The 18527-nt window shown below is 70.3% G+C and carries 21 protein-coding genes; 9 read left to right on the top strand and 12 right to left on the bottom strand.

Features of this window, described 5'->3' with window-relative positions; all coding sequences use genetic code 11:
* Window positions 1–93: 93 nt before the first annotated feature.
* Window positions 94–990, bottom strand: a complete 897-nt coding sequence (locus AC30CM_RS25395; protein ID WP_490119680.1) for a DMT family transporter — start codon at window positions 988–990, stop codon at window positions 94–96.
* Window positions 991–1169: 179 nt separating this feature from the next.
* On the opposite strand from AC30CM_RS25395, the gene AC30CM_RS25390 reads away from it, so the two are divergent.
* Window positions 1170–2507, top strand: coding sequence for a DUF349 domain-containing protein (locus AC30CM_RS25390; protein WP_490119679.1), 1338 nt, complete (start codon window positions 1170–1172; stop codon window positions 2505–2507).
* Here the strand turns inward: AC30CM_RS25390 and AC30CM_RS25385 are convergent, their stop codons facing one another.
* Complete coding sequence (locus AC30CM_RS25385; protein WP_490119678.1) at window positions 2508–3107, bottom strand: Rv2732c family membrane protein; 600 nt, start codon at window positions 3105–3107, stop codon at window positions 2508–2510. It lies immediately after the preceding gene.
* Entirely contained in the window at window positions 3104–4630 is a 1527-nt protein-coding gene (gene miaB, locus AC30CM_RS25380) for a tRNA (N6-isopentenyl adenosine(37)-C2)-methylthiotransferase MiaB (protein WP_490119677.1), read from the bottom strand. The genes AC30CM_RS25385 and miaB overlap by 4 nt, the downstream gene beginning before the upstream one ends.
* A 149-nt stretch (window positions 4631–4779) precedes the next feature.
* Between miaB and AC30CM_RS25375 the strand changes: the two genes are divergently transcribed.
* From AC30CM_RS25375 to AC30CM_RS25350, 6 genes are all read left to right on the top strand, one after another.
* Window positions 4780–5508: an amino acid ABC transporter ATP-binding protein gene (locus tag AC30CM_RS25375; RefSeq protein ID WP_490119685.1), complete on the top strand. Its 729-nt coding sequence runs from the start codon at window positions 4780–4782 to the stop codon at window positions 5506–5508.
* Window positions 5509–5569: 61 nt separating this feature from the next.
* Window positions 5570–6364, top strand: a complete 795-nt coding sequence (locus AC30CM_RS25370; RefSeq protein WP_490119684.1) for a glutamate ABC transporter substrate-binding protein — start codon at window positions 5570–5572, stop codon at window positions 6362–6364.
* A 40-nt stretch (window positions 6365–6404) separates the two neighbouring features.
* Window positions 6405–7085: an amino acid ABC transporter permease gene (locus AC30CM_RS25365; protein WP_490119676.1), complete on the top strand. Its 681-nt coding sequence runs from the start codon at window positions 6405–6407 to the stop codon at window positions 7083–7085.
* Window positions 7085–7966 (top strand): amino acid ABC transporter permease, encoded by an 882-nt coding sequence (locus AC30CM_RS25360; RefSeq protein WP_490119675.1) that lies wholly within the window; start codon window positions 7085–7087, stop codon window positions 7964–7966. Before AC30CM_RS25365 ends, AC30CM_RS25360 begins: the two co-directional genes overlap by 1 nt.
* Window positions 7966–8379, top strand: coding sequence for a DUF1622 domain-containing protein (locus AC30CM_RS25355; RefSeq protein ID WP_490119674.1), 414 nt, complete (start codon window positions 7966–7968; stop codon window positions 8377–8379). Before AC30CM_RS25360 ends, AC30CM_RS25355 begins: the two co-directional genes overlap by 1 nt.
* On the top strand, window positions 8376–8690 hold the full coding sequence (locus AC30CM_RS25350; protein ID WP_490119673.1) for a hypothetical protein: 315 nt from the start codon (window positions 8376–8378) through the stop codon (window positions 8688–8690). The genes AC30CM_RS25355 and AC30CM_RS25350 overlap by 4 nt, the downstream gene beginning before the upstream one ends.
* 15 nt (window positions 8691–8705) lie before the next feature.
* On the opposite strand, the gene recX is transcribed toward AC30CM_RS25350, so the two are convergent.
* The 4 genes from recX to AC30CM_RS25330 all read right to left on the bottom strand — a co-directional run bounded on the left by recX (window position 8706) and on the right by AC30CM_RS25330 (window position 11815).
* Window positions 8706–9224 (bottom strand): recombination regulator RecX, encoded by a 519-nt coding sequence (recX, locus tag AC30CM_RS25345; RefSeq protein WP_490119683.1) that lies wholly within the window; start codon window positions 9222–9224, stop codon window positions 8706–8708.
* The gene (gene recA, locus AC30CM_RS25340) at window positions 9221–10267 is read right to left on the bottom strand and encodes a recombinase RecA (RefSeq protein ID WP_490119672.1); all 1047 of its coding nucleotides are present in this window, start codon (window positions 10265–10267) and stop codon (window positions 9221–9223) included. Before recA ends, recX begins: the two co-directional genes overlap by 4 nt.
* Window positions 10268–10426: 159 nt before the next feature.
* Window positions 10427–10621: a DUF3046 domain-containing protein gene (locus AC30CM_RS25335; protein WP_490119671.1), complete on the bottom strand. Its 195-nt coding sequence runs from the start codon at window positions 10619–10621 to the stop codon at window positions 10427–10429.
* Between the two features lie 9 nt (window positions 10622–10630).
* Entirely contained in the window at window positions 10631–11815 is a 1185-nt protein-coding gene (locus tag AC30CM_RS25330) for a glycosyltransferase (protein WP_490119682.1), read from the bottom strand.
* 258 nt (window positions 11816–12073) lie between these two features.
* On the opposite strand from AC30CM_RS25330, the gene AC30CM_RS25325 reads away from it, so the two are divergent.
* Window positions 12074–12505 (top strand): limonene-1,2-epoxide hydrolase family protein, encoded by a 432-nt coding sequence (locus AC30CM_RS25325; protein WP_490119670.1) that lies wholly within the window; start codon window positions 12074–12076, stop codon window positions 12503–12505.
* 12 nt (window positions 12506–12517) lie between these two features.
* On the opposite strand, the gene pspM is transcribed toward AC30CM_RS25325, so the two are convergent.
* The 4 genes from pspM to pgsA all read right to left on the bottom strand — a co-directional run bounded on the left by pspM (window position 12518) and on the right by pgsA (window position 15420).
* The gene (pspM, locus tag AC30CM_RS25320) at window positions 12518–13363 is read right to left on the bottom strand and encodes a phage shock envelope stress response protein PspM (RefSeq protein ID WP_490119669.1); all 846 of its coding nucleotides are present in this window, start codon (window positions 13361–13363) and stop codon (window positions 12518–12520) included.
* Between the two features lie 50 nt (window positions 13364–13413).
* Window positions 13414–14229 carry a phage shock protein PspA gene (gene pspA, locus AC30CM_RS25315; RefSeq protein ID WP_490119668.1) on the bottom strand — a complete coding sequence of 272 codons (816 nt, stop codon included), beginning with the start codon at window positions 14227–14229 and terminating at the stop codon, window positions 13414–13416.
* 137 nt (window positions 14230–14366) lie between these two features.
* The gene (gene clgR, locus AC30CM_RS25310; RefSeq protein ID WP_490119667.1) at window positions 14367–14696 is read right to left on the bottom strand and encodes a transcriptional regulator ClgR; all 330 of its coding nucleotides are present in this window, start codon (window positions 14694–14696) and stop codon (window positions 14367–14369) included.
* A 139-nt stretch (window positions 14697–14835) separates the two neighbouring features.
* Window positions 14836–15420: a CDP-diacylglycerol--glycerol-3-phosphate 3-phosphatidyltransferase gene (pgsA, locus tag AC30CM_RS25305; protein ID WP_490119666.1), complete on the bottom strand. Its 585-nt coding sequence runs from the start codon at window positions 15418–15420 to the stop codon at window positions 14836–14838.
* Window positions 15421–15462: 42 nt separating this feature from the next.
* Here pgsA and AC30CM_RS25300 point away from each other — a divergent pair, with 42 nt between their 5' ends.
* Window positions 15463–15978, top strand: a complete 516-nt coding sequence (locus AC30CM_RS25300; RefSeq protein ID WP_490119665.1) for an amino-acid N-acetyltransferase — start codon at window positions 15463–15465, stop codon at window positions 15976–15978.
* A 48-nt stretch (window positions 15979–16026) separates the two neighbouring features.
* Here AC30CM_RS25300 and AC30CM_RS25295 read toward each other — a convergent pair whose 3' ends face one another.
* Entirely contained in the window at window positions 16027–18441 is a 2415-nt protein-coding gene (locus AC30CM_RS25295; protein WP_490119681.1) for a DNA translocase FtsK, read from the bottom strand.
* Between the last annotated feature and the right edge of the window lie 86 nt (window positions 18442–18527).

The raw sequence follows: 18527 nt of genomic DNA, 5'->3' as shown, positions 1-18527 counted from the left end.
CCGCGGCCGCCCGCAGGTCGGCGGTCTCGGCGGCGGCACCGGTGGCGAGCTGCGGCACCAGCAGCGGAGTCGACGGGACGACGGCGATCGTGGTCAGCATGCGTGGTCCCCTGTCGCCTCGACGTGGGTTCCCGCGGCGCTGGCGGCCTCGCCGCGCGCCAGGGCGGCGGTGGCCACGAGCATCACGGCGAACGCCGCGCCGAGCGTCAGCCAGCCGGCCTCGCCGGGGCGCAGCGTCTCGCCGAGGACCGCGATGCCCAGCACCGAGGCCACCACGGGTTCGGTGACGGTCATGGTGGGCAGGGAGGCCGTGAGCGCGCCCGCCCGGAACGACGACTGCTGCCACGCCGTGCCGAGGACGCCGACGATGGCCCACGCGTACAGCTCGGGGGTCTCGAGCAGCTTCCACGGCCCGTGGTCCAGACGGTCGACGACGCCCTTGGTCAGCACGGCCCAGACGCCCCACAGTGTGCCGGACACCAGCGCCAGCAGCACGGCGCTGGCGGGCCTGCCGGCCATCAGCCGCGCCCCCACGACACAGGCCACCATGGCCGGGCCGAGCACCGCGATCACGATCACCCAGGTTTCGAAGTGTGCCCGCGAATGTCCCTCCGTCGGGTTGCCGACCGTGACGATCACGGCGATGGCCGCGGCGAGCAGCGCGGCCCACGTCCACTGGAACCGGGACACGCGGCGTCCGGTGAACCGGGCGTTGATGGGCAGCGCGAACAGCAGCGAGGTGACGAGCACCGCCTGGACCACCAGCACCGATCCGAACCCGAGCGCGGCGGCCTGGCAGCCGAAGCCCAGGGCCGAGATGATGCTGCCCAGCCACCACTGCCGGTCGCGCAGCAGTTGGGCGAACAGCGCGACGTGACCCACGTTCTCGTCGGTGACCTCGTGGGCGGAACGCTGGTGGATGACGTCGCCGACGGCGATGAAGAGGGCCGCCGCGAGCGCCAGCAGCACGGCGATGTCAGCGTCCCTCACGCGTGTCCTCCTGGTCGGCCGCGGCCCCTGACGGTGACCGGACTGTCGAGCCTATGCAACCCTGACGGCGAAGCCGTGCGCGCACCGCGCGCCGACCTGTTTGAATACCCTGCAATGGACAACGGCGCCGCGTCGCGCGGCAGGGCGTGGAACACCCACGCAGAAGGCACGGAGATGACATGACCACCAGCGAGCCAGGCGCAACCCCCAAGCCCGCCCCCCGCCCCGGACCCCGGCCCACACCCCGGCCCACGCCCCGCCCCGGCCCCGCTGCGGCGGCGCCGGCTCCGGCCCCCGCGCCGGTGGGCGTCGATCCCCACCGGTTCGGGCGCGTCGACCCCGACGGCACCGTGTGGCTGGTCACCGCCGCCGGGGAACGCCAGATCGGCTCGTGGCAGGCCGGCGACACCGAGGCGGCGTACGCGCACTTCGGCCGGCGCTTCGACGACCTCGCCACCGAGGTCACGCTGATGGAGACCCGGTTGGAGTCCGGCACCGGTGACGCCCGCAAGATCAAGGCCGCGGCCGCGACGCTGGCCGAGGGGTTGCCGACGGCGGCCGTGCTGGGTGACGTGGACGCGCTGGCCGCTCGGCTCGCGGCGATCGTCGACGCGGCCGACAGCCACGCCACCGAGGAGCGGCAGCGCCGCGAGGAGCACCGCGCCGCCCAGACGGCACGCAAGGAGGCCCTGGCCGTCGAGGCCGAGGAGATCGCGGCCTCGTCGACCCAGTGGAAGGCCGCCGGCGACCGGTTGCGCGAGATCCTCGACGAGTGGCGCACCATCACGGGGCTGGACCGCAAGACCGACGACGCGCTGTGGAAGCGGTACTCCAGCGCGCGCGAGACGTTCAACCGGCGCCGCGGCTCGCACTTCGCCGATCTGGATCGCGAGCGCGCCGGGGTGCGCCGCGCCAAGGAGGAGCTGTGCGAGCGGGCCGAGGCGCTGCGGGATTCGACCGATTGGGGTCCCACCGGCGCGGCGTTCCGTGACCTGCTGGCCGAGTGGAAGGCCGCCGGTCGCGCCGCCAAGGACGTCGACGACGCGCTGTGGAAGCGGTTCAAGGCCGCGCAGGACGTGTTCTTCTCGGCGCGCAACGCGGCCAACGCCGAGCGTGACGCCGAATTCGAGGGCAACGCCGCGGCGAAGGAGGCGCTGCTCGCCGAGGCCGAGGCCATCGACGTGTCCGACGTGGATGCGGCCCGCGCGGCGCTGCGGGTCATCGGCGACAAGTGGGACGCCATCGGCAAGACGCCGCGCGAGCGGGGGGCCGAGCTGGAGCGTCGGCTGCGGGCGGTGGAGAAGAAGGTGCGCGACGCCGCGTCGTCGGGGTGGACCGACCCCGAGGCGCAGGCCAGGGCCGATCAGTTCCGGGTGCGCGCCGAGCAGTTCGAGAAGCAGGCGCAGAAGGCCGAGGCGGCGGGCAAGACCAAGGACGCCGAGCAGGCGAGGGCCAGCGCCGCGCAGTGGCGCGAGTGGGCCGACGCCGCGGTGGAGTCCCTGGGCAAGCGGCGCTAGTCAGCCGGTGGGTCCGGCGCCGCCCGAGCTGCCCTCGTCGCCGCCGAGGTCGCCGTCGAGCAGGCCCTTGCGCTGCTGCTGGGCGAGGACGCGGCGGCGCTGCTCCTCGGCGGCCAGTTGCAGCGCGGTGCGCTGCCACACCACCCGGACCCAGTGGAACGTCAGCACGATGACGGCCAGCCAGGCGATCACCAGACCGTAACCGGGTCCGGCGTGTCCGGCGGCGACGGTCTGGCGCGTCCAGATGGCGAGCATGCCTGCCGGGCACGCCACGGCGGTCCCCGCGGCCGCCACCCACGCCAGCGCCCAGCGGCGGGTCAGCAGCGCGAGCATCGAGAAGCCGATGCCGAAGACGGCCACCAACCAGAGGAAGACCTTCGAGGGCAGCGCGATGGCCTCGCGGGCGGCGGCATCGCTGCCGATCAGCACGTCGATACCGCGCGCCTCCCCGGTGTGCGGCAGCAGGAAGGTGATCAGCAGCACGAACACCATGATCGCGACGACGAGAGCGCGGGCGCCGGGGTCGATCTCGCGCGCGACGCGCCGCTCGGCGGCCTCGATGTCGCCCTTGAAGTCTTCGAAGTCCGGTTCGGCGTTCACAGTCCACATCCCAGCACGGCCGGCTCAGAGGGGGGGACCCCGACCGTCGGCATGCCCAGCCCGACGTTCGTGGTGACGCGCCGCCCCTGCTCGTGCGCGTCCCCGGCCCGGGTGCGTCGATGCGAGCGGACGTCGGCGTCGGCCACCAGGTGGTGCGGGGCGGCACCGGTCACGGTGGTCACCACGACGTCGCCCGGCCGGACGTCGGCGGTCCCCGGCGCGAAGTGCACCAGGCGGCCGTCGCGGGCGCGGCCGGACATCCGGGCGGTCGCGTTGTCCTTGCGCCCCTCCCCCGTGGCCACCAGCAATTCCACCTCGGTGCCCACGAGCGCCAGGTTCTCCTCCCAGGAGATGCGTTCCTGCAACTCGATGAGCCGTTGATAGCGTTCCTGCACAACGGCTTTCGGAAGCTGATCGGGCAGGTCGGCGGCGGGTGTGCCGGGCCGCTTGGAGTATTGGAACGTGAAGGCGCCGGCGAAGCGCGCCCGTTCGACGACGTCGAGGGTGGCGGCGAAGTCCTCCTCGGTCTCGCCGGGGAAGCCGACGATGACGTCGGTGGTGATGGCGGCGTGCGGGATGGCGGCGCGCACCTTCTCGATGATGCCGAGGAAGCGGTCGGCGCGGTACGACCGGCGCATGGCCTTGAGCACGCGGTCGGAGCCGGACTGCAACGGCATGTGCAGCGTCGGGCACACGTTGGGCGTCTCGGCCATGGCCTCGATGACGTCGTCGGTGAACTCGGCGGGGTGCGGCGAGGTGAACCGGACGCGTTCCAGGCCCTCGACGTCGCCGCACGCGCGCAACAGCTTGGCGAAGGCGCCGCGATCACGGGGCACGTCGGGGTCGACGAAGGACACACCGTAGGCGTTCACGTTCTGCCCCAGCAGCGTCACCTCGAGCACGCCCTGGCGGGCCAGCGCGGTGACCTCGGCCAGGACGTCGCCGGGCCTGCGGTCCACCTCCCTACCCCGCAGCGCGGGCACGATGCAGAACGTGCACGTGTTGTTGCAGCCCACCGAGATCGACACCCAGCCCGCGTAGGTGGATTCACGCGTGGCGGGCAGCGTCGACGGGAACTCCCGCAGCGCCTCTTCGATCTCGATGGCGGCGGCGCGGTTGTGGCGGGCCCGCTCGAGCAGCGCGGGCAGCGAACCGATGTTGTGGGTACCGAACACCACGTCGACGTAGGGCGCCTTGCGCAGGATCACGTCGCGGTCCTTCTGCGCCAGGCAGCCGCCGACGGCGATCTGCATGGTGGGATCCGCGGCCTTGCGGGGCGCGAGGTGACTGAGGTTGCCGTACAGCTTGTTGTCGGCGTTCTCGCGCACGGCGCAGGTGTTGAACACGACGACGTCGGGGTCGGCACCGTCGGCGACACGCCGATAGCCGGCGTCCTCCAACAGCCCGGCGAGCCGTTCGGAGTCGTGCACATTCATCTGGCAGCCGTACGTCCGGACCTGATAGGTGCGCACGTCACGCGCGGAACCGGAGGGCGCCACGTCGCGGGTCACCGTGGAAGTCACCCGACCATGGTATCGAGGGCACCTCGCCCGCCAAATTCCCAAGATCGGGCAGACCTCGGCGGGCTGGCGGTTACCTGGGTAAGGTCTGAGCGCATGGAATCCCCGGGTTGGTGTCGGCCGTGAGCGAACCTGCCTCCATCAGCCGGCCGATGATCTCGATGCGGGCCGTCAACAAGCACTTCGGCAGCCTGCACGTCCTCAAGGACATCGACCTCGACGTGGACCGCGGCCAGGTGGTGGTGGTCCTGGGTCCCTCGGGGTCGGGCAAGTCGACGTTGTGTCGCACCATCAATCGGCTCGAGCCCATCGATTCGGGCACCATCGCCGTCGACGGCAAGCCACTGCCCGCCGAGGGACGCCAGCTGGCCGAGCTGCGCTCCGAGGTGGGCATGGTGTTCCAGTCGTTCAACCTGTTCGCGCACAAGACCATCCTCGAGAACGTCGCGCTGGCACCGGTGAAGGTCCGCAAGCTCGGCAAGGACGAGGCGCGCACCACCGCGATGGCCCTGCTGGACCGCGTCGGCGTGGCCAACCAGGCGGACAAGTACCCGGCACAGCTGTCGGGCGGCCAGCAGCAGCGGGTCGCCATCGCGCGGTCACTGGCGATGAACCCGAAGGTGATGCTGTTCGACGAGCCCACCAGCGCGCTCGATCCCGAGATGATCAACGAGGTCCTGGCGGTCATGAGTTCGTTGGCCGCCGAGGGCATGACGATGGTCGTGGTCACCCACGAGATGGGGTTCGCCCGCCGGGCCAGCCACCGCGTGGTGTTCATGTCCGACGGCGCCATCGTCGAGGACGCCAGCCCCGACGAGTTCTTCTCCAATCCGACGTCCGATCGCGCCAAGGACTTCCTCGGCAAGATCCTCAACCACTGATCCCCCCGCGAAAGGAACACCCGTGCGCAAGCCGTCCCTGATCCGAGCCGTCGCCGCGACCATGGCCGCCGTCGCCCTCCCCCTGTCGCTGGCCGCGTGCGGGGGTGGCAGCGGCGGTGGCGGCAGTAGCGACTCCAGCAAGATCGTCATCGGCACCAAGTTCGACCAGCCGGGCCTGGGCCTGAAGAATCCGGACGGCACGATGAGCGGGTTCGACGTCGACGTGGCGACCTACGTGGCCAAGGAGCTGGGGTACACGCCCGAGCAGATCGAGTGGAAGGAATCGCCGTCGAGCCAGCGCGAGACCCTGATCCAGAACGATCAGGTGAAGTTCATCGCCGCGACCTACTCGATCACCGACTCCCGCAAGGAGAAGGTGTCCTTCGCCGGGCCCTATCTGGTGACCGGCCAGAGCCTGCTGGTGAAGGCCGACAACACCGACATCACGGGCGCGGCGTCGCTGCAGAACAACAAGAAGTTGTGCTCGGTGTCGGGCTCCACCCCGGCGCAGCGCATCAAGGACGAGTACCCGGGTGTGCAGCTGCAGCAGTACGACACCTACTCGGCGTGCATCGAGGCGCTCAAGAACGGCGCCATCGACGCCGTGACCACCGACGAGGTGATCCTTGCGGGCTACGCGGCGCAGAGCCCCGGAACGTTCAAGATCGTCGGCGAGCCCTTCTCGGAGGAGCGGTACGGCATCGGCCTGAAGAAGGACGACACCGAGCTGAAGACGAAGATCAACGACGCGATCACCAAGATGGAGACCAGCGGCGAGTGGAAGGCCGCGTTCGAGAAGAACCTGGGCCCCGCGGGCATCCAGGCGCCGAACCCACCCGCGATCGACGAGAACTAGACGAGCACCGGCGAGCTGACGAGGAGCCAGCGGAGTTCACGTGGAGGTCTTCTCCGAATATCAGGGCCAGATCCTCGAGGCGTTCTGGACCACGATCCAGCTGACGGCGTTCTCGGCGGTCGGGGCCTTGCTCATCGGTACGGTGCTGGCCGCGATGCGGCTGTCGCCGGTGCCGGTGCTCGGCTGGCTCGGTGCCGCGTACGTCAACGTCATACGCAACACCCCGCTGACCCTGATCATCCTGTTCTGCTCGTTCGGGTTGGCGCAAACCCTCGGCATCACGCTCGTCGATCCGCAATCGCGAACCTCCATCGAGGACAGCAACTTTCGACTGGCCGTGCTCGGCCTGACGGTGTACACGGCCTCGTTCGTGTGCGAGACCATCAGGTCGGGTGTGAACACCGTGCCGCTGGGGCAGGCCGAGGCGGCCCGCTCACTGGGCCTGACGTTCGGTCAGAACCTGAGGATCATCCTGCTACCGCAGGCGTTTCGGGCCGTCATCCTGCCTTTGGGATCGGTGTTGATCGCGTTGACGAAGAACACCACGATCGCCTCGGCGATCGGCGTCGCCGAGGCGGCACTGCTGATGAAGGAGATGATCGAGAACACCGCGGCGCTGCTGGTGGTCGGCGGGATCTTCGCGTTGGGCTTCGTGGTGCTGACCCTGCCGCTGGGGCTGCTGTTCGGCTGGCTCGGTAAGCGGATGGCGGTGGTGCGGTAGTGAAGGGCGCATCGGTCCTGTTCGACACGCCCGGTCCCCGCGCCCGGGTGCGCAATCACGTCATCACCGCCGTGACGCTGGTGGTGCTGCTCCTGGTCGCATGGATCGTCTACTCGCGGCTGGCCGAACGGGGCCAGCTCGACGCGGCGAAGTGGGAGCCGTTCCTGACGTCGAACCTGTGGAACACCTACGTGTTGCCCGGCGTCGAGGGCACGCTGACGGCGGCCGCGGCGTCGATCGTGCTGGCGCTGCTGCTCGGGTTCGCACTCGGTGTCGGCAGATTGTCGACGCATCTGCCCATCCGCTGGTTCTGCTCGGTGGTGGTCGAGTTCTTCCGCGCCGTCCCGGTGCTGGTGATGATGATCTTCGCGTACGCGCTGTACGCGCTGTACGACGTCTTCCCCGGCGAGTACCTGGCGTTGGCCGGCGTCATCACCGGGCTGACGCTCTACAACGGCGCCGTGATCGCCGAGATCGTCCGCGCGGGCGTCAACGCGCTGCCGCGCGGACAGACCGAGGCGGCGTGGTCGCTGGGCCTGCGCTGGGGTCAGACGATGCGCTCGATCCTGTTGCCGCAGGCCGTCACGTCGATGCTGCCGGTGCTGGTGTCGCAGATGGTCGTGGTGCTCAAGGACACCGCCATCGGGTACCAGATCACGTTCGTCGAGATGGTCCGCCAGGGCACGGTGGTCGGGTCGGCCTACGGCAACTACGTCCCCGCGCTGATCGTCATCGCGTTGCTGATGATCGCGGTGAACTTCCTGCTGTCCTGGTTCGCGACGTGGCTGGAGGGCCGGATGCGCCGCTCGCGCAAGGGTCCCGCGCCACTGGACGCCGACGCCGTCGAACAGGAGGGCGCGCCCGGCGCCAAGGCGGTCTGATGGCGGCCGCGCTCGCCGGTGGGGTGTTGGCCTTCGACCTCCTGCCGGAGTCGACGCTGCGGGCCGGCGTCGACGTCATGGTCCGCCTGGTCGAGGCGTGCGGCGCCGTCGTCATCGTCATCGGTGCGGGGGTGGCCATCGCGAGGTTCGCGGCGGCGCTGGTGCGGCGCGACGTGATCCGGTTCTCATCGGTGCGGTTGACGTTGGGCCGGTTCCTCGCGCTGGGCCTGGAATTCCAGTTGGCGGCCGACGTGCTGCGAACCGCCATCTCGCCCTCGTTCGAGGAGATCGGCAAGCTCGCGGCCATCGCGGCCATCCGGACGGCGCTGAACTACTTCTTGGCCCGCGAGATCGCCGGCGAACAGCGGGCCATCGATCAGGAGCAGGCCCGTCGGGAACTCGAGTCGCCGTGACGTCGGCGGTTGGGGAGGCCGCCCTGACGGCGTCCTGGATCGTCGCCGCGGCGGCCATCGCGGTGGCCACCGCGGCGTTGCTGGTGTTTCACCGCCCACCTCTGGCACTGCACGTCCTGCTGGACATGTTCCTGGCCGCCGGGTTGTTGCGGCTCAGCGCCGAGGCGTCGTGGCAGGCTCTCGCCGTGACGGCGAGCATCGTCGTACTGCGCCGCATGCTCGGCCGTGCGCTGACGACGAATCCGGGGCCGACGCAGGCGCGTACCCCGGCGCCCCTGCACGCCGGTCCGCCGGACCGCGGCGTCCGGTGATGCGGGCTCGGCCGGTCACACCCGCCGACGCTCCCGTTCGGTGGACAACGCCACCTTGACGACGTCGAACGCCATCGACTGGTGGTAGCCACGCCGGGCCAGCATGCCCACCAGCCGGCGTGTCACCTTCACGTCGTCGCCGTCGGCGTCGAGGCGCTCACGGCGCAACCGGTCGGCGACCAACTGCTCGGCTCGCCCGCGCTCGGCAGCCGCGTCGATGCCCTCCAGCGCGTGAGCGATGACGTCGTCGTCGACCCCCTTGGTCCGGAGTTCGGCGGCCAGGGCGCGCTTGCCCTTTCCCGCGTTGACCTGCCGGGAGCGCACCCACTGCTCGGCGAAGTCCTCGTCGTCGATCAGCCCGACCTCGGTCAGCCGGTCCAGGACACGGCCGGCCACGTCGGCGGCATAGCCACGCTTGTCCAGCTGACCTTCGAGTTCGGCGCGGGTGCGAGCCCGCACGGTGAGCAGACGCAGACACACGTTCTTCGCCTGCTCCTCGCGCGAGCCCTCAGACTCGGCGGCCACCGGACTCAGAAGTCGACGGGCGCGGGCAACGCGTCGTCATCGGCCGTGACGACGGCCCCGATGTTGAGCTTCTCCTTGATCTTCTTCTCGATCTCGGCGGCGGTGTCGGGGTTCTCCAGCAGGAAGTTGCGGGCGTTCTCCTTGCCCTGGCCCAGCTGCTCACCCTCGTAGGTGAACCAGGAGCCGGACTTGCGGATGAAGCCGTGCTCGACGCCCATGTCGATGAGCGAGCCCTCACGGGAGATACCGCGGCCGTACAGGATGTCGAACTCGGCCTGCTTGAACGGCGGTGCCATCTTGTTCTTGACGATCTTGACGCGGGTGCGGTTGCCCACCGCGTCGGTGCCGTCCTTGAGCGTCTCGATGCGGCGCACGTCCATGCGCACCGAGGCGTAGAACTTGAGCGCCTTGCCACCGGTGGTGGTCTCGGGGCTGCCGAACATCACACCGATCTTCTCGCGCAGTTGGTTGATGAAGATGGCGGTGGTGCCCGAATTGTTCAGTGCGCCGGTCATCTTGCGGAGCGCCTGGCTCATCAGGCGGGCCTGCAGACCGACGTGGCTGTCACCCATCTCACCCTCGATCTCGGCGCGCGGCACCAGGGCGGCCACCGAGTCGATGACGAGGATGTCCAGCGCACCGGAGCGGATCAGCATGTCGGCGATCTCGAGCGCCTGCTCACCGGTGTCCGGCTGGCTGACCAGCAGCGCATCGGTGTCGACACCCAGCTTCTTGGCGTACTCGGGGTCCAACGCATGCTCGGCGTCGATGAACGCGGCGATGCCCCCCGCGGCTTGCGCGTTGGCGACCGCGTGCAAGGCCACGGTGGTCTTGCCCGAGGACTCCGGGCCGTAGACCTCGACGACGCGGCCGCGCGGCAGGCCCCCGATGCCCAGCGCGACGTCGAGCGAGATGGAGCCGGTGGGGATCACCGAGATGGGTTGGCGCGACTCCTCGCCCAGCCGCATGACCGAACCCTTGCCGAAGTTCTTGTCGATTTGCGCGAGCGCCAGCTCGAGGGCCTTCTCGCGGTCGGGTGCCTGTGGTGCCATGGGGTGGTCTCCATCCTCGTGGGGCTCGTTGACCGGGATTCCGATCGGTTGGCCCCGACGTTAGAAGAAGCCTCCGACAAATCCCGCGAACTTCCCCCAGAGTAGACGAACACGTGTTCGATACAAGTCAACACGCCGACGGCACGCCGAGCCGTCGGGTCACCACTGATCCCGCGGCACGTCGAAGTCCGCGCACAGCGCACGCCACACGTCGCGCGGTTCGGTACCGTCCTCGATGGCCTGCGCGGCGGTCCTGCCACCCAAGCCCGTCAGCACGTGATCGACGAGCAGCGAGGCACCCCGCATCTCGCCGAAACGACCGGCGACCAGCTCGCGGAATTCCGTCAGACGCACGCCACCAACCTACCGAGCACCACGACTCGCCGACGCGAGGGCCTCGTGGCACACCCGTACCGGATCTGCGACGGCACCGCTGCCCGCCCGCGCCCGGCGGGCGGCGTCGCGATGGGTCCCCGAGGCCAGCACCGTGCCGACCGCGGCCACCAGCGCCTCGCCGGTCAACGGCCGGATCAACTCCGCACTACCTTGGCGGACAAGACGATTCGCGATCTCCCACTGATCTCCCCCGCCCGGGACCACCACCATCGGCACACCCGCGAGCAACGTCTTGGCCACCATGCCGTGCCCACCGCCACACACGACGACGTCGGCGTGCCGCAGCAGCTCGTCCTGCCTGCCCAGCCCCACGACCGCCCACTCCGGCACCGTGACGTCGGCACCGCCCAGCCGCGACACCACCACGCGCGCCCCCGCAGGCAGCGTCTGCCCCGGCACCAGCACGCGCAACGCCAACTCGGCGAGCCCCTCGGCGCCCGTCACCGCCGTCGACGGCGCGACCAGCACCACCGGGCCCGCGCCCGGCGGAACCGGCAGCACCGCGTCGGTCGGCTCGAAGTGCAGCGGACCCACCAGCACCGCCTCGTCCGGCCAGTCCGGGCGAGGCACCTCGAGTGCGGGCAGCGTCGCCACCAGCCGGCGCACCGGGCCCGGGTCCGCAGCGGGCAAACCGATCCCGACCCGCGCCGACGACCGCTGCGCCTCACCCTGGCGAACCGAACGCGCCGACAACGCCCGCAGCAGCGCGTCGCGCACCCTGCCGCGCAGACCGGTGCCCACCGCGAGGCCACTGCCGATGGGCGGCAACCCCTTCGACGGGCGGTACAACGGATGCGGGTCGAGTTCCACCCAGGGCACCCCGAGCACCTCGGCCGCCATGCCACCACCCGCGGTGATGACGTCGGAGACCACCAGATCCGGGCGCAGGCCCCGGATGGTCTCGAGGTTGAGCGTCGCCATCCTGGCCGCGCGGGCGTGGATCTTCGCCCCCGCATCGGTGTCGTCATCGTCGGCGTCGGGATCCAGCCCGGCGAGTTCGACGGCGGGCACGCCCGCACGGCGGGCCGTCTCGAGCCAGCGCGTCCCCGTCAGCAGCGTCGGCCGGTCCCCCGCCGCGAGGAACTTCAGGCACAGCGCCAACGCCGGGAACGCGTGCCCCGGATCCGGCCCCGCGACCACGACGGTGTTGATTCCCCGGTCGCTGCGCTCCTGCCCACCGGTGCCGATCCCCCGGTCGCTGCGCTCCTGCCCACCGGTGTCGATCCCCCGGTCGCTGCGCTCCCGCCCACCGGTGTCGATCCCCCGGTCGCTGCGCTCCCGCCCACCGGTGTTGATCCCCCGGTCGCTGCGCTCCTGCCCGCCGGTGTTGATCCCCCGGTCGCTGCGCTCCTGCCCGCCGGTCCCCATCGGCCCTACCTTGCCACGAGCCCCGTCGCTACCCTCGGGCTCATGACCGAGGACACCGCCGTCAACACCACCAATGCGCACACCGTCGAAATGTTCCTGTACGCGCTCGCCGACCAGGACTTCGAAACCGTCTCGTCCCTCCTGGCCGACGACGTCGTCTATCAGAACGTGGGGCTGCCGAGCCTGCGGGGCAGGCGCCGCGTGGTGGGCTTCCTGCGCGGCATGGAGGGCAGGATGGGTTTCGAGGTCAAGTTCCACCGCAACGTGGCCCAAGGCTCGACGGTGATCAACGAGCGCACCGATGCCATCGTGTTCGGACCGCTGCGCGCCCAGTTCTGGGTGTGCGGGGTGTTCGAGGTGCACAACGGTCGAATCACGCTGTGGCGCGACTACTTCGACTTCGTCAACGTGCTGCGCGGGACGCTGCGCGGCCTCATCGGCGTCGTGATACCCGCCCTGCGTGCCTCGATGTGAGACGGGCGCGGCTCACGCACCGCGCCGCTGCCCCAGCCGGCCCGGTTCGTCGACCGCCCGCAACTCCTGGAACGCGTGAGCCCACCCGGCGAGGCGATCGGTGGCATTGCCGAGTTCGCGCCGGTAGCGGTCTGCGGACAGCGCCGACGCCGACATGGGGCCGGTGTTGGCCGCCGACACCAACTGAGCCGCCGCGGTCACCATGTCGTCGTACTGCCGAGCACCCGTGTGCAACTCGCCGACGAAGGAACGGATGGTCGGGGTGAGGTGCGCCCGTGACTGCGGCGACGTGGCGGCCGCACGCTCCATCGAGACGACCTCGCGGGCGGTGGCGGCCATCGCCGCTGCGCTCTGGTTGGCCGCCACCCTGATCTCGCCGATCTCCTCGGCCGGCAGCATACGACCCCGCTCGAGGACACCCAGCAGCGAGAACAGTCCGCGTTCGGACGAGGCGAGCGCCGACATCGGCGCCCGCGCCGCCGACCCCCACGGCGGCAGGCGGTGCATGCTGCGCTCGGGCGGCAGCGGCGACCTCTTCAGCCAGCGGTACCGCAGGAACGCCAGCGTCGCCAGGAACGCTGCGCCCACGGCGATGGGGCTCGGGATCAGCAGCGCCCAGGCCGGCACGTCCCACGAGGCCAGCACGGCGGTGACACCGACCCAGAACACGCTCGACAGCGTCAGGAACACCGCCAGCCGCAACGCCCACTTGCGCTTGCGCAGCAGTTTGGCGCGCGGATCCGCGGCGGCGCCGAGGCGCTGAGCGACGACGTCGGACCACTCCGCTGCGGTGTCGACACCGCGCTGCAGCATGGTGCGCCAGGCGTGCGGCTGGTGGGGACGCGGGGTGGTGGACATGATCGTCTTCGGGGTCTTCTGCTCGGATCGGTATCGGCTGATCGTGAGAACTATTGCGAGAGCGGGTTTTCGGGTGTGGCCTGCGGTGGGTTGGCTGCCGGGGTCGCGGGGTTCACCGCGGGCGTGCTCCCCGACGCCAGCGAGTCGCCGCGCATCGAGGCCCGAATCTGCTCCAGACGGGAATGCCCGGCCATCTGGACGCTGGCCTGCTGCACCTCCATCATGCGGCCCTGCACGGAGTTCTGCGCCAGCTCCGCGGCACCCATGGCGTTGGCGTAGCGGCGTTCGATCTTCTCGCGCACCTCGTCGAGGTTGGGCGTGGTGCCCGGGGCCGAGATCTCGCTCATGGACTGCAGCGACGCGCTCACCTGCTCCTGCATCTTGGCCTGCTCGAGCTGGCTGAGCAGCTTGCTGCGCTCGGCGATCTTCTGCTGCAGCACCATGGCGTTCTGTTCGACCGCCTTCTTGGCCTGGCCCGCTGCCTGCAGCGACTGGTCGTGCAGTGCCTTGAGGTCCTCGACGCTCTGCTCGGCGGTGACGAGCTGCGCGGCGAAGGCCTCGGCCGCGTTGGTGTACTCGGTGGCCTTGGCGGCGTCACCGGACGCGGTGGCCTGGTCGGCCAGCGTGAGCGCCTGCCGCACGTTGACCTGCAACTTCTCGATGTCGGCCAGCTGGCGGTTGAGCCGCATCTCCAGCTGCCGCTGATTGCCGATCACCTGTGCGGCCTGCTGCGTCAGGGCCTGGTGCTGACGCTGGGCGTCCTCGATGGCCTGCTGGATCTGCACCTTCGGATCGGCGTACTCGTCCACCTTGGAGCTGAACAGCGCCATCATGTACTTCCACGCCTTGACGAAGGGATTTGCCATGTCAGTCCCGCCTTGAGAGTCGTTGTCGGGCCCGCCCGACGGGCGGACTGTCTGCCGGTGGTCTCGCTAGGTGCCAACTTATCGGTTCAGCGCGAACCGCCACACCCCCACAGGGTGTTTCCGCTGGTGACGTGCCGTCAGGCGACCGCCATGGTCACCGTGTGCGGAATGACCACCTTGGTGGCGGCGTCGATGGTGGACGCCGTCGGGGTGGGCGCCGCGGCGGCGCGCTCGGAGGATTCGAGCACCTCGCCGGCATCGCTGAGCACCCGTGACAGCGGCACGTCGAGGGCGGCGCAGATGGCGCTCAACAGCTCGCTGGACGCCTCCTTGCGGCCCCTCTCGACCTCCGAGAGGTATCCGAGGCTGACACGGGCGTCGTCGGACACCTCACGCAGCGTGCGCCCCTGCGAGGTCCTGGCCTGGCGCAACACGTCGCCGATCACTTCGCGCAGCAGTGCCGTCATCGGGGCTCCTTCGATAGCTGGGCGGTCACTACCCCACCAACGCCCGCCGTCGGCGGTTTGGTTCCCGTTCGGCGATCCCGGTTTCCCCGTCCACTTCCCCGTCCACGTCCCCGACGTCCCCGTCGACGGGGTGGCCGCGTCATCCCGTGCGTGCCGTGCGCACCGCCGACAGCAGATAGTCCAGACCGGTGAGCACGGTGAGCACCACCGCGATCCACATCAACACCCATGCGCCGGTGAGCCACACGCCCGACAGCGGCAGCACGAACAGCCCGATGGCCCCCGCCTGGAACAGCGTCTTGAGCTTGCCGCCCCGACTGGCGGGGATCACGCCGCGGTGGATCACCGCGAACCGCAGCAGGGTGACGGCCGCCTCGCGCACCAGGATGACGATGGTCACCCACCACGGCAGGTCGCCCAGCAGCGACAGCCCGATCAGCGCGGCACCGATCAGCGCCTTGTCGGCGATGGGGTCGGCCAGCTTCCCGAACTCGGTGACCATGCCGTAGCTGCGGGCGATCTCGCCGTCCAGCCGATCGGTGATCACCGCCGCCGCGAACACCCCGAAAGCGACGACACGCCAGAACGTTTCGTGGCCACCGTCGGCGAACAACGCGACGAGGAACACCGGAACCAGCACGATCCGAAGGCCCGTCAAGAGGTTCGCGACGTTGACCACACTGACGTGCGGTACCGCTGGAGTGCTCTCAGACTGGCCCGACACCGCAACAGAATACTTGTTGCGCCTGGCGATACTCTCCCACCTGTGAGCGAGGCAGTGGATATCGGCACCGTGGTGGTTCGTCGCGCGCGGACGTCGGACGTGCCGCGCATCAAGGAACTGGTCGACGTCTACGCGGGCAAGATCCTGCTCGAGAAGAACCTCGTCACGTTGTACGAGGCCGTCCAGGAGTTCTGGGTCGCCGAGGTGGACGGCGAGGTCGTGGGCTGCGGGGCCCTGCACGTGCTCTGGTCGGACCTCGGCGAGGTGCGCACCGTCGCGGCCGATCCCCGGGTCCGCGGAAAGGGCGTGGGGCACGCCGTGGTGACCCGCCTGCTCGACGTCGCGCGCGATCTGCACCTCAAGCGCATCTTCGTGCTGACGTTCGAGACCGAGTTCTTCGCCCGCCACGGTTTCACCGAGATCGACGGCACGCCCGTGACCGCCGAGGTGTACGAGGAGATGTGCCGCTCCTACGACATCGGCGTCGCGGAGTTCCTGGATCTGTCCTACGTCAAGCCCAACACGTTGGGCAACACGCGAATGCTGTTGCTCCTCTAGCGATTCGTGGAGTCTCCGTCGCGCTGAGCGCGACGGAGACTCCACGAATCACTCGTCGTCGGCGCCGGTGGCGTCGGAGCCGCCCCGGATGAGCGCCAGCGTGCCCGCCAGCTCGTCGGGCTTGACCAGCACCTCGCGCGCCTTCGACCCCTCCGAGGGTCCCACGATGTTGCGGGTCTCCATGAGGTCCATGAGGCGGCCGGCCTTGGCGAAGCCGACGCGCAGCTTGCGCTGCAGCATCGAGGTGGAGCCGAACTGCGACGACACCACCAGCTCGACGGCCTGCAGGAACACGTCCATGTCGTCGCCGATGTCCGGGTCGACGTCGGTGCGCTCACCGGACGGTTTGGCCGCGGTGACACCGTCGACGAACTCCGGCTCGGCCTGGGCCTTGGTGGCCTCGACGACGGCGTGGATCTCCTCGTCGGAGATGTACGCACCCTGGAGGCGGATCGGCTTGTTGGCGCCCATGGGCAGGAACAGGCCGTCGCCCATGCCGATGAGCTTCTCGGCGCCCGGCTGATCCAGGATGACGCGGCTGTCGGTCAGCGACGACGTCGCGAACGCCAGGCGCGAGGGCACGTTGGTCTTGATCAGACCCGTGACGACGTCCACGGACGGCCGCTGAGTGGCCAGCACCAGGTGGATGCCGGCGGCGCGCGCCTTCTGGGTGATGCGCACGATCGCGTCCTCGACGTCGCGGGGTGCGGTCATCATCAGGTCGGCCAGCTCGTCGACGATGGCGAGGATGTAGGGGTAGGGCTTGTAGACGCGCTCGCTGCCCAGCGGCGTGGTGATCTCCCCGGAGCGCACCTTCTCGTTGAACACGTCGATGTGGCGCACGCGTGACGCCTGCATGTCCTGGTAGCGCTGCTCCATCTCCTCGACCAGCCACGCCAGGGCGGCCGCGGCCTTCTTCGGCTGGGTGATGATGGGCGTGATGAGGTGCGGGATGCCCTCGTAGGGCGTGAGTTCGACCATCTTGGGGTCGATCAGCACCATCCGCACCTCTTCCGGGGTGGCACGGGTCAGCAGGGACACCAGCATCGAGTTGACGAAGCTCGACTTGCCGGAGCCCGTCGAGCCGGCGACCAGCAGGTGGGGCATCTTGGCCAGGTTGGCCGAGATCATCTCGCCTTCGATGTCCTTGCCGAGGCCGATGACCAGCGGATGGTGGTCGGATCGGACCACGGGGTCGGTCAGCACGTCGGCCAGTCGCACCATCTCGCGGTCGGTGTTGGGCACCTCGATGCCCACCGCGGACTTGCCGGGAATGGGTGCGAGCATGCGCACGCTCTCGGTGGCCACCGCGTAGGCGATGTTGCGGTGCAGCGCGGTGATCTTCTCGACCTTCACGCCCGGCCCGAGTTCCACCTCGTAGCGGGTGACGGTGGGGCCGCGGGTGCAGCCGGTGACGGCGGCGTCGACCTTGAACTGCGTCAGCACCGACGTGATGGCATCGGTCATCGCCTGGTTGGCCGAGGTCAGCCGCTTGGGCGGCTCACCGGCGATCAGCAGGTTCAGTGGCGGCAGCGCGTAGGGGCCGTCGACGACGCGGTCGAGCACCACGGTCTCGTTGCGTGCCGGCACGGCCTCCTTCTTGGGGGCCTTCTTGGCGCGGGCCGGAGCCGGGGCCGCTTCCAGCTCGGCGGGCGGGTCCAGCGGGTAGTTGTCCATGGGGCTGCCCGCCGGGCCAGACTCGACGCCGGGCCAGGTGGGGGCGTCGTCGCCGCGGTAGCCCTGGGGGTCGTCGTAGTAGCCGTCGGAGAAGTCCTCGACCTCGCGGGCGGCGCGCTGCCTGCGCGGTCGCCGCGGCTCGTCGACGGGGGTGGCGGCCTCGACGACGCCGTCCTCGTCGTAGCCGTCGTCCTCGTAGGCCTCGTCGTCGTAGGCCTCGTCGTCGGCGTCGTAGCGGCCCCGCAGCCGCGTGGAGAACATCTCGTAGAGGGCGTCGGGGACCTCGCGGATGGTGGTGCCGGTGACCAGCAGCAGCCCGAAGGCCGCCGCCATGACGAGCAGGGGCGCGGCGATCCACGCCGTCACGCCGTCGGCCAGCGGGCCGCCGATGGCGAAGCCGACGAAGCCGGCGGCGGCGCGGCGGGCGGCGGGCTCGGCGGGTGATCCGGCCCAGAGGTGCCACAGGCCCAGCAGCGGCACCGCGATCATCACCGAGCCGAGGATGAGCCGCGGCCGGGTGTCGGGCTGCGGCTCGGTGCGCATCAGCACGACGGCGACGGCGGCCAGCACCAGCGGGACCAGCACGACGGCGCCGCCGACGACGGTGCGCACGGCGGTGTCGATCCAGCCGCCGACGGGGCGGGCGGCGTCGAACCACGAGCTGGCGGCGACGACGACGGCCAGCGCGAGCAACGCCAACGCGATGCCGTCGCGGCGGTGCCCGGGCTCGAGGTCGCGGGCGCGGCCGATCGACCGCGCGGTGCTGCCTGCGCCCTTGGCGAGCATCAGCCAGCCGGCGCGCGCGCCCCGCCCGACGGCTGCTCCGGCGGATCCGGCCGAGTTGCGCTTGGCCGGCGGCTTGCGGCGGGGTG

Source organism: Mycobacterium sp. DHQP2018-32-09 (genome assembly GCF_058148405.1).
Note: the sequence above shows the minus strand (reverse complement) of the source record. Positions and strands in the feature narration are given on the sequence as shown.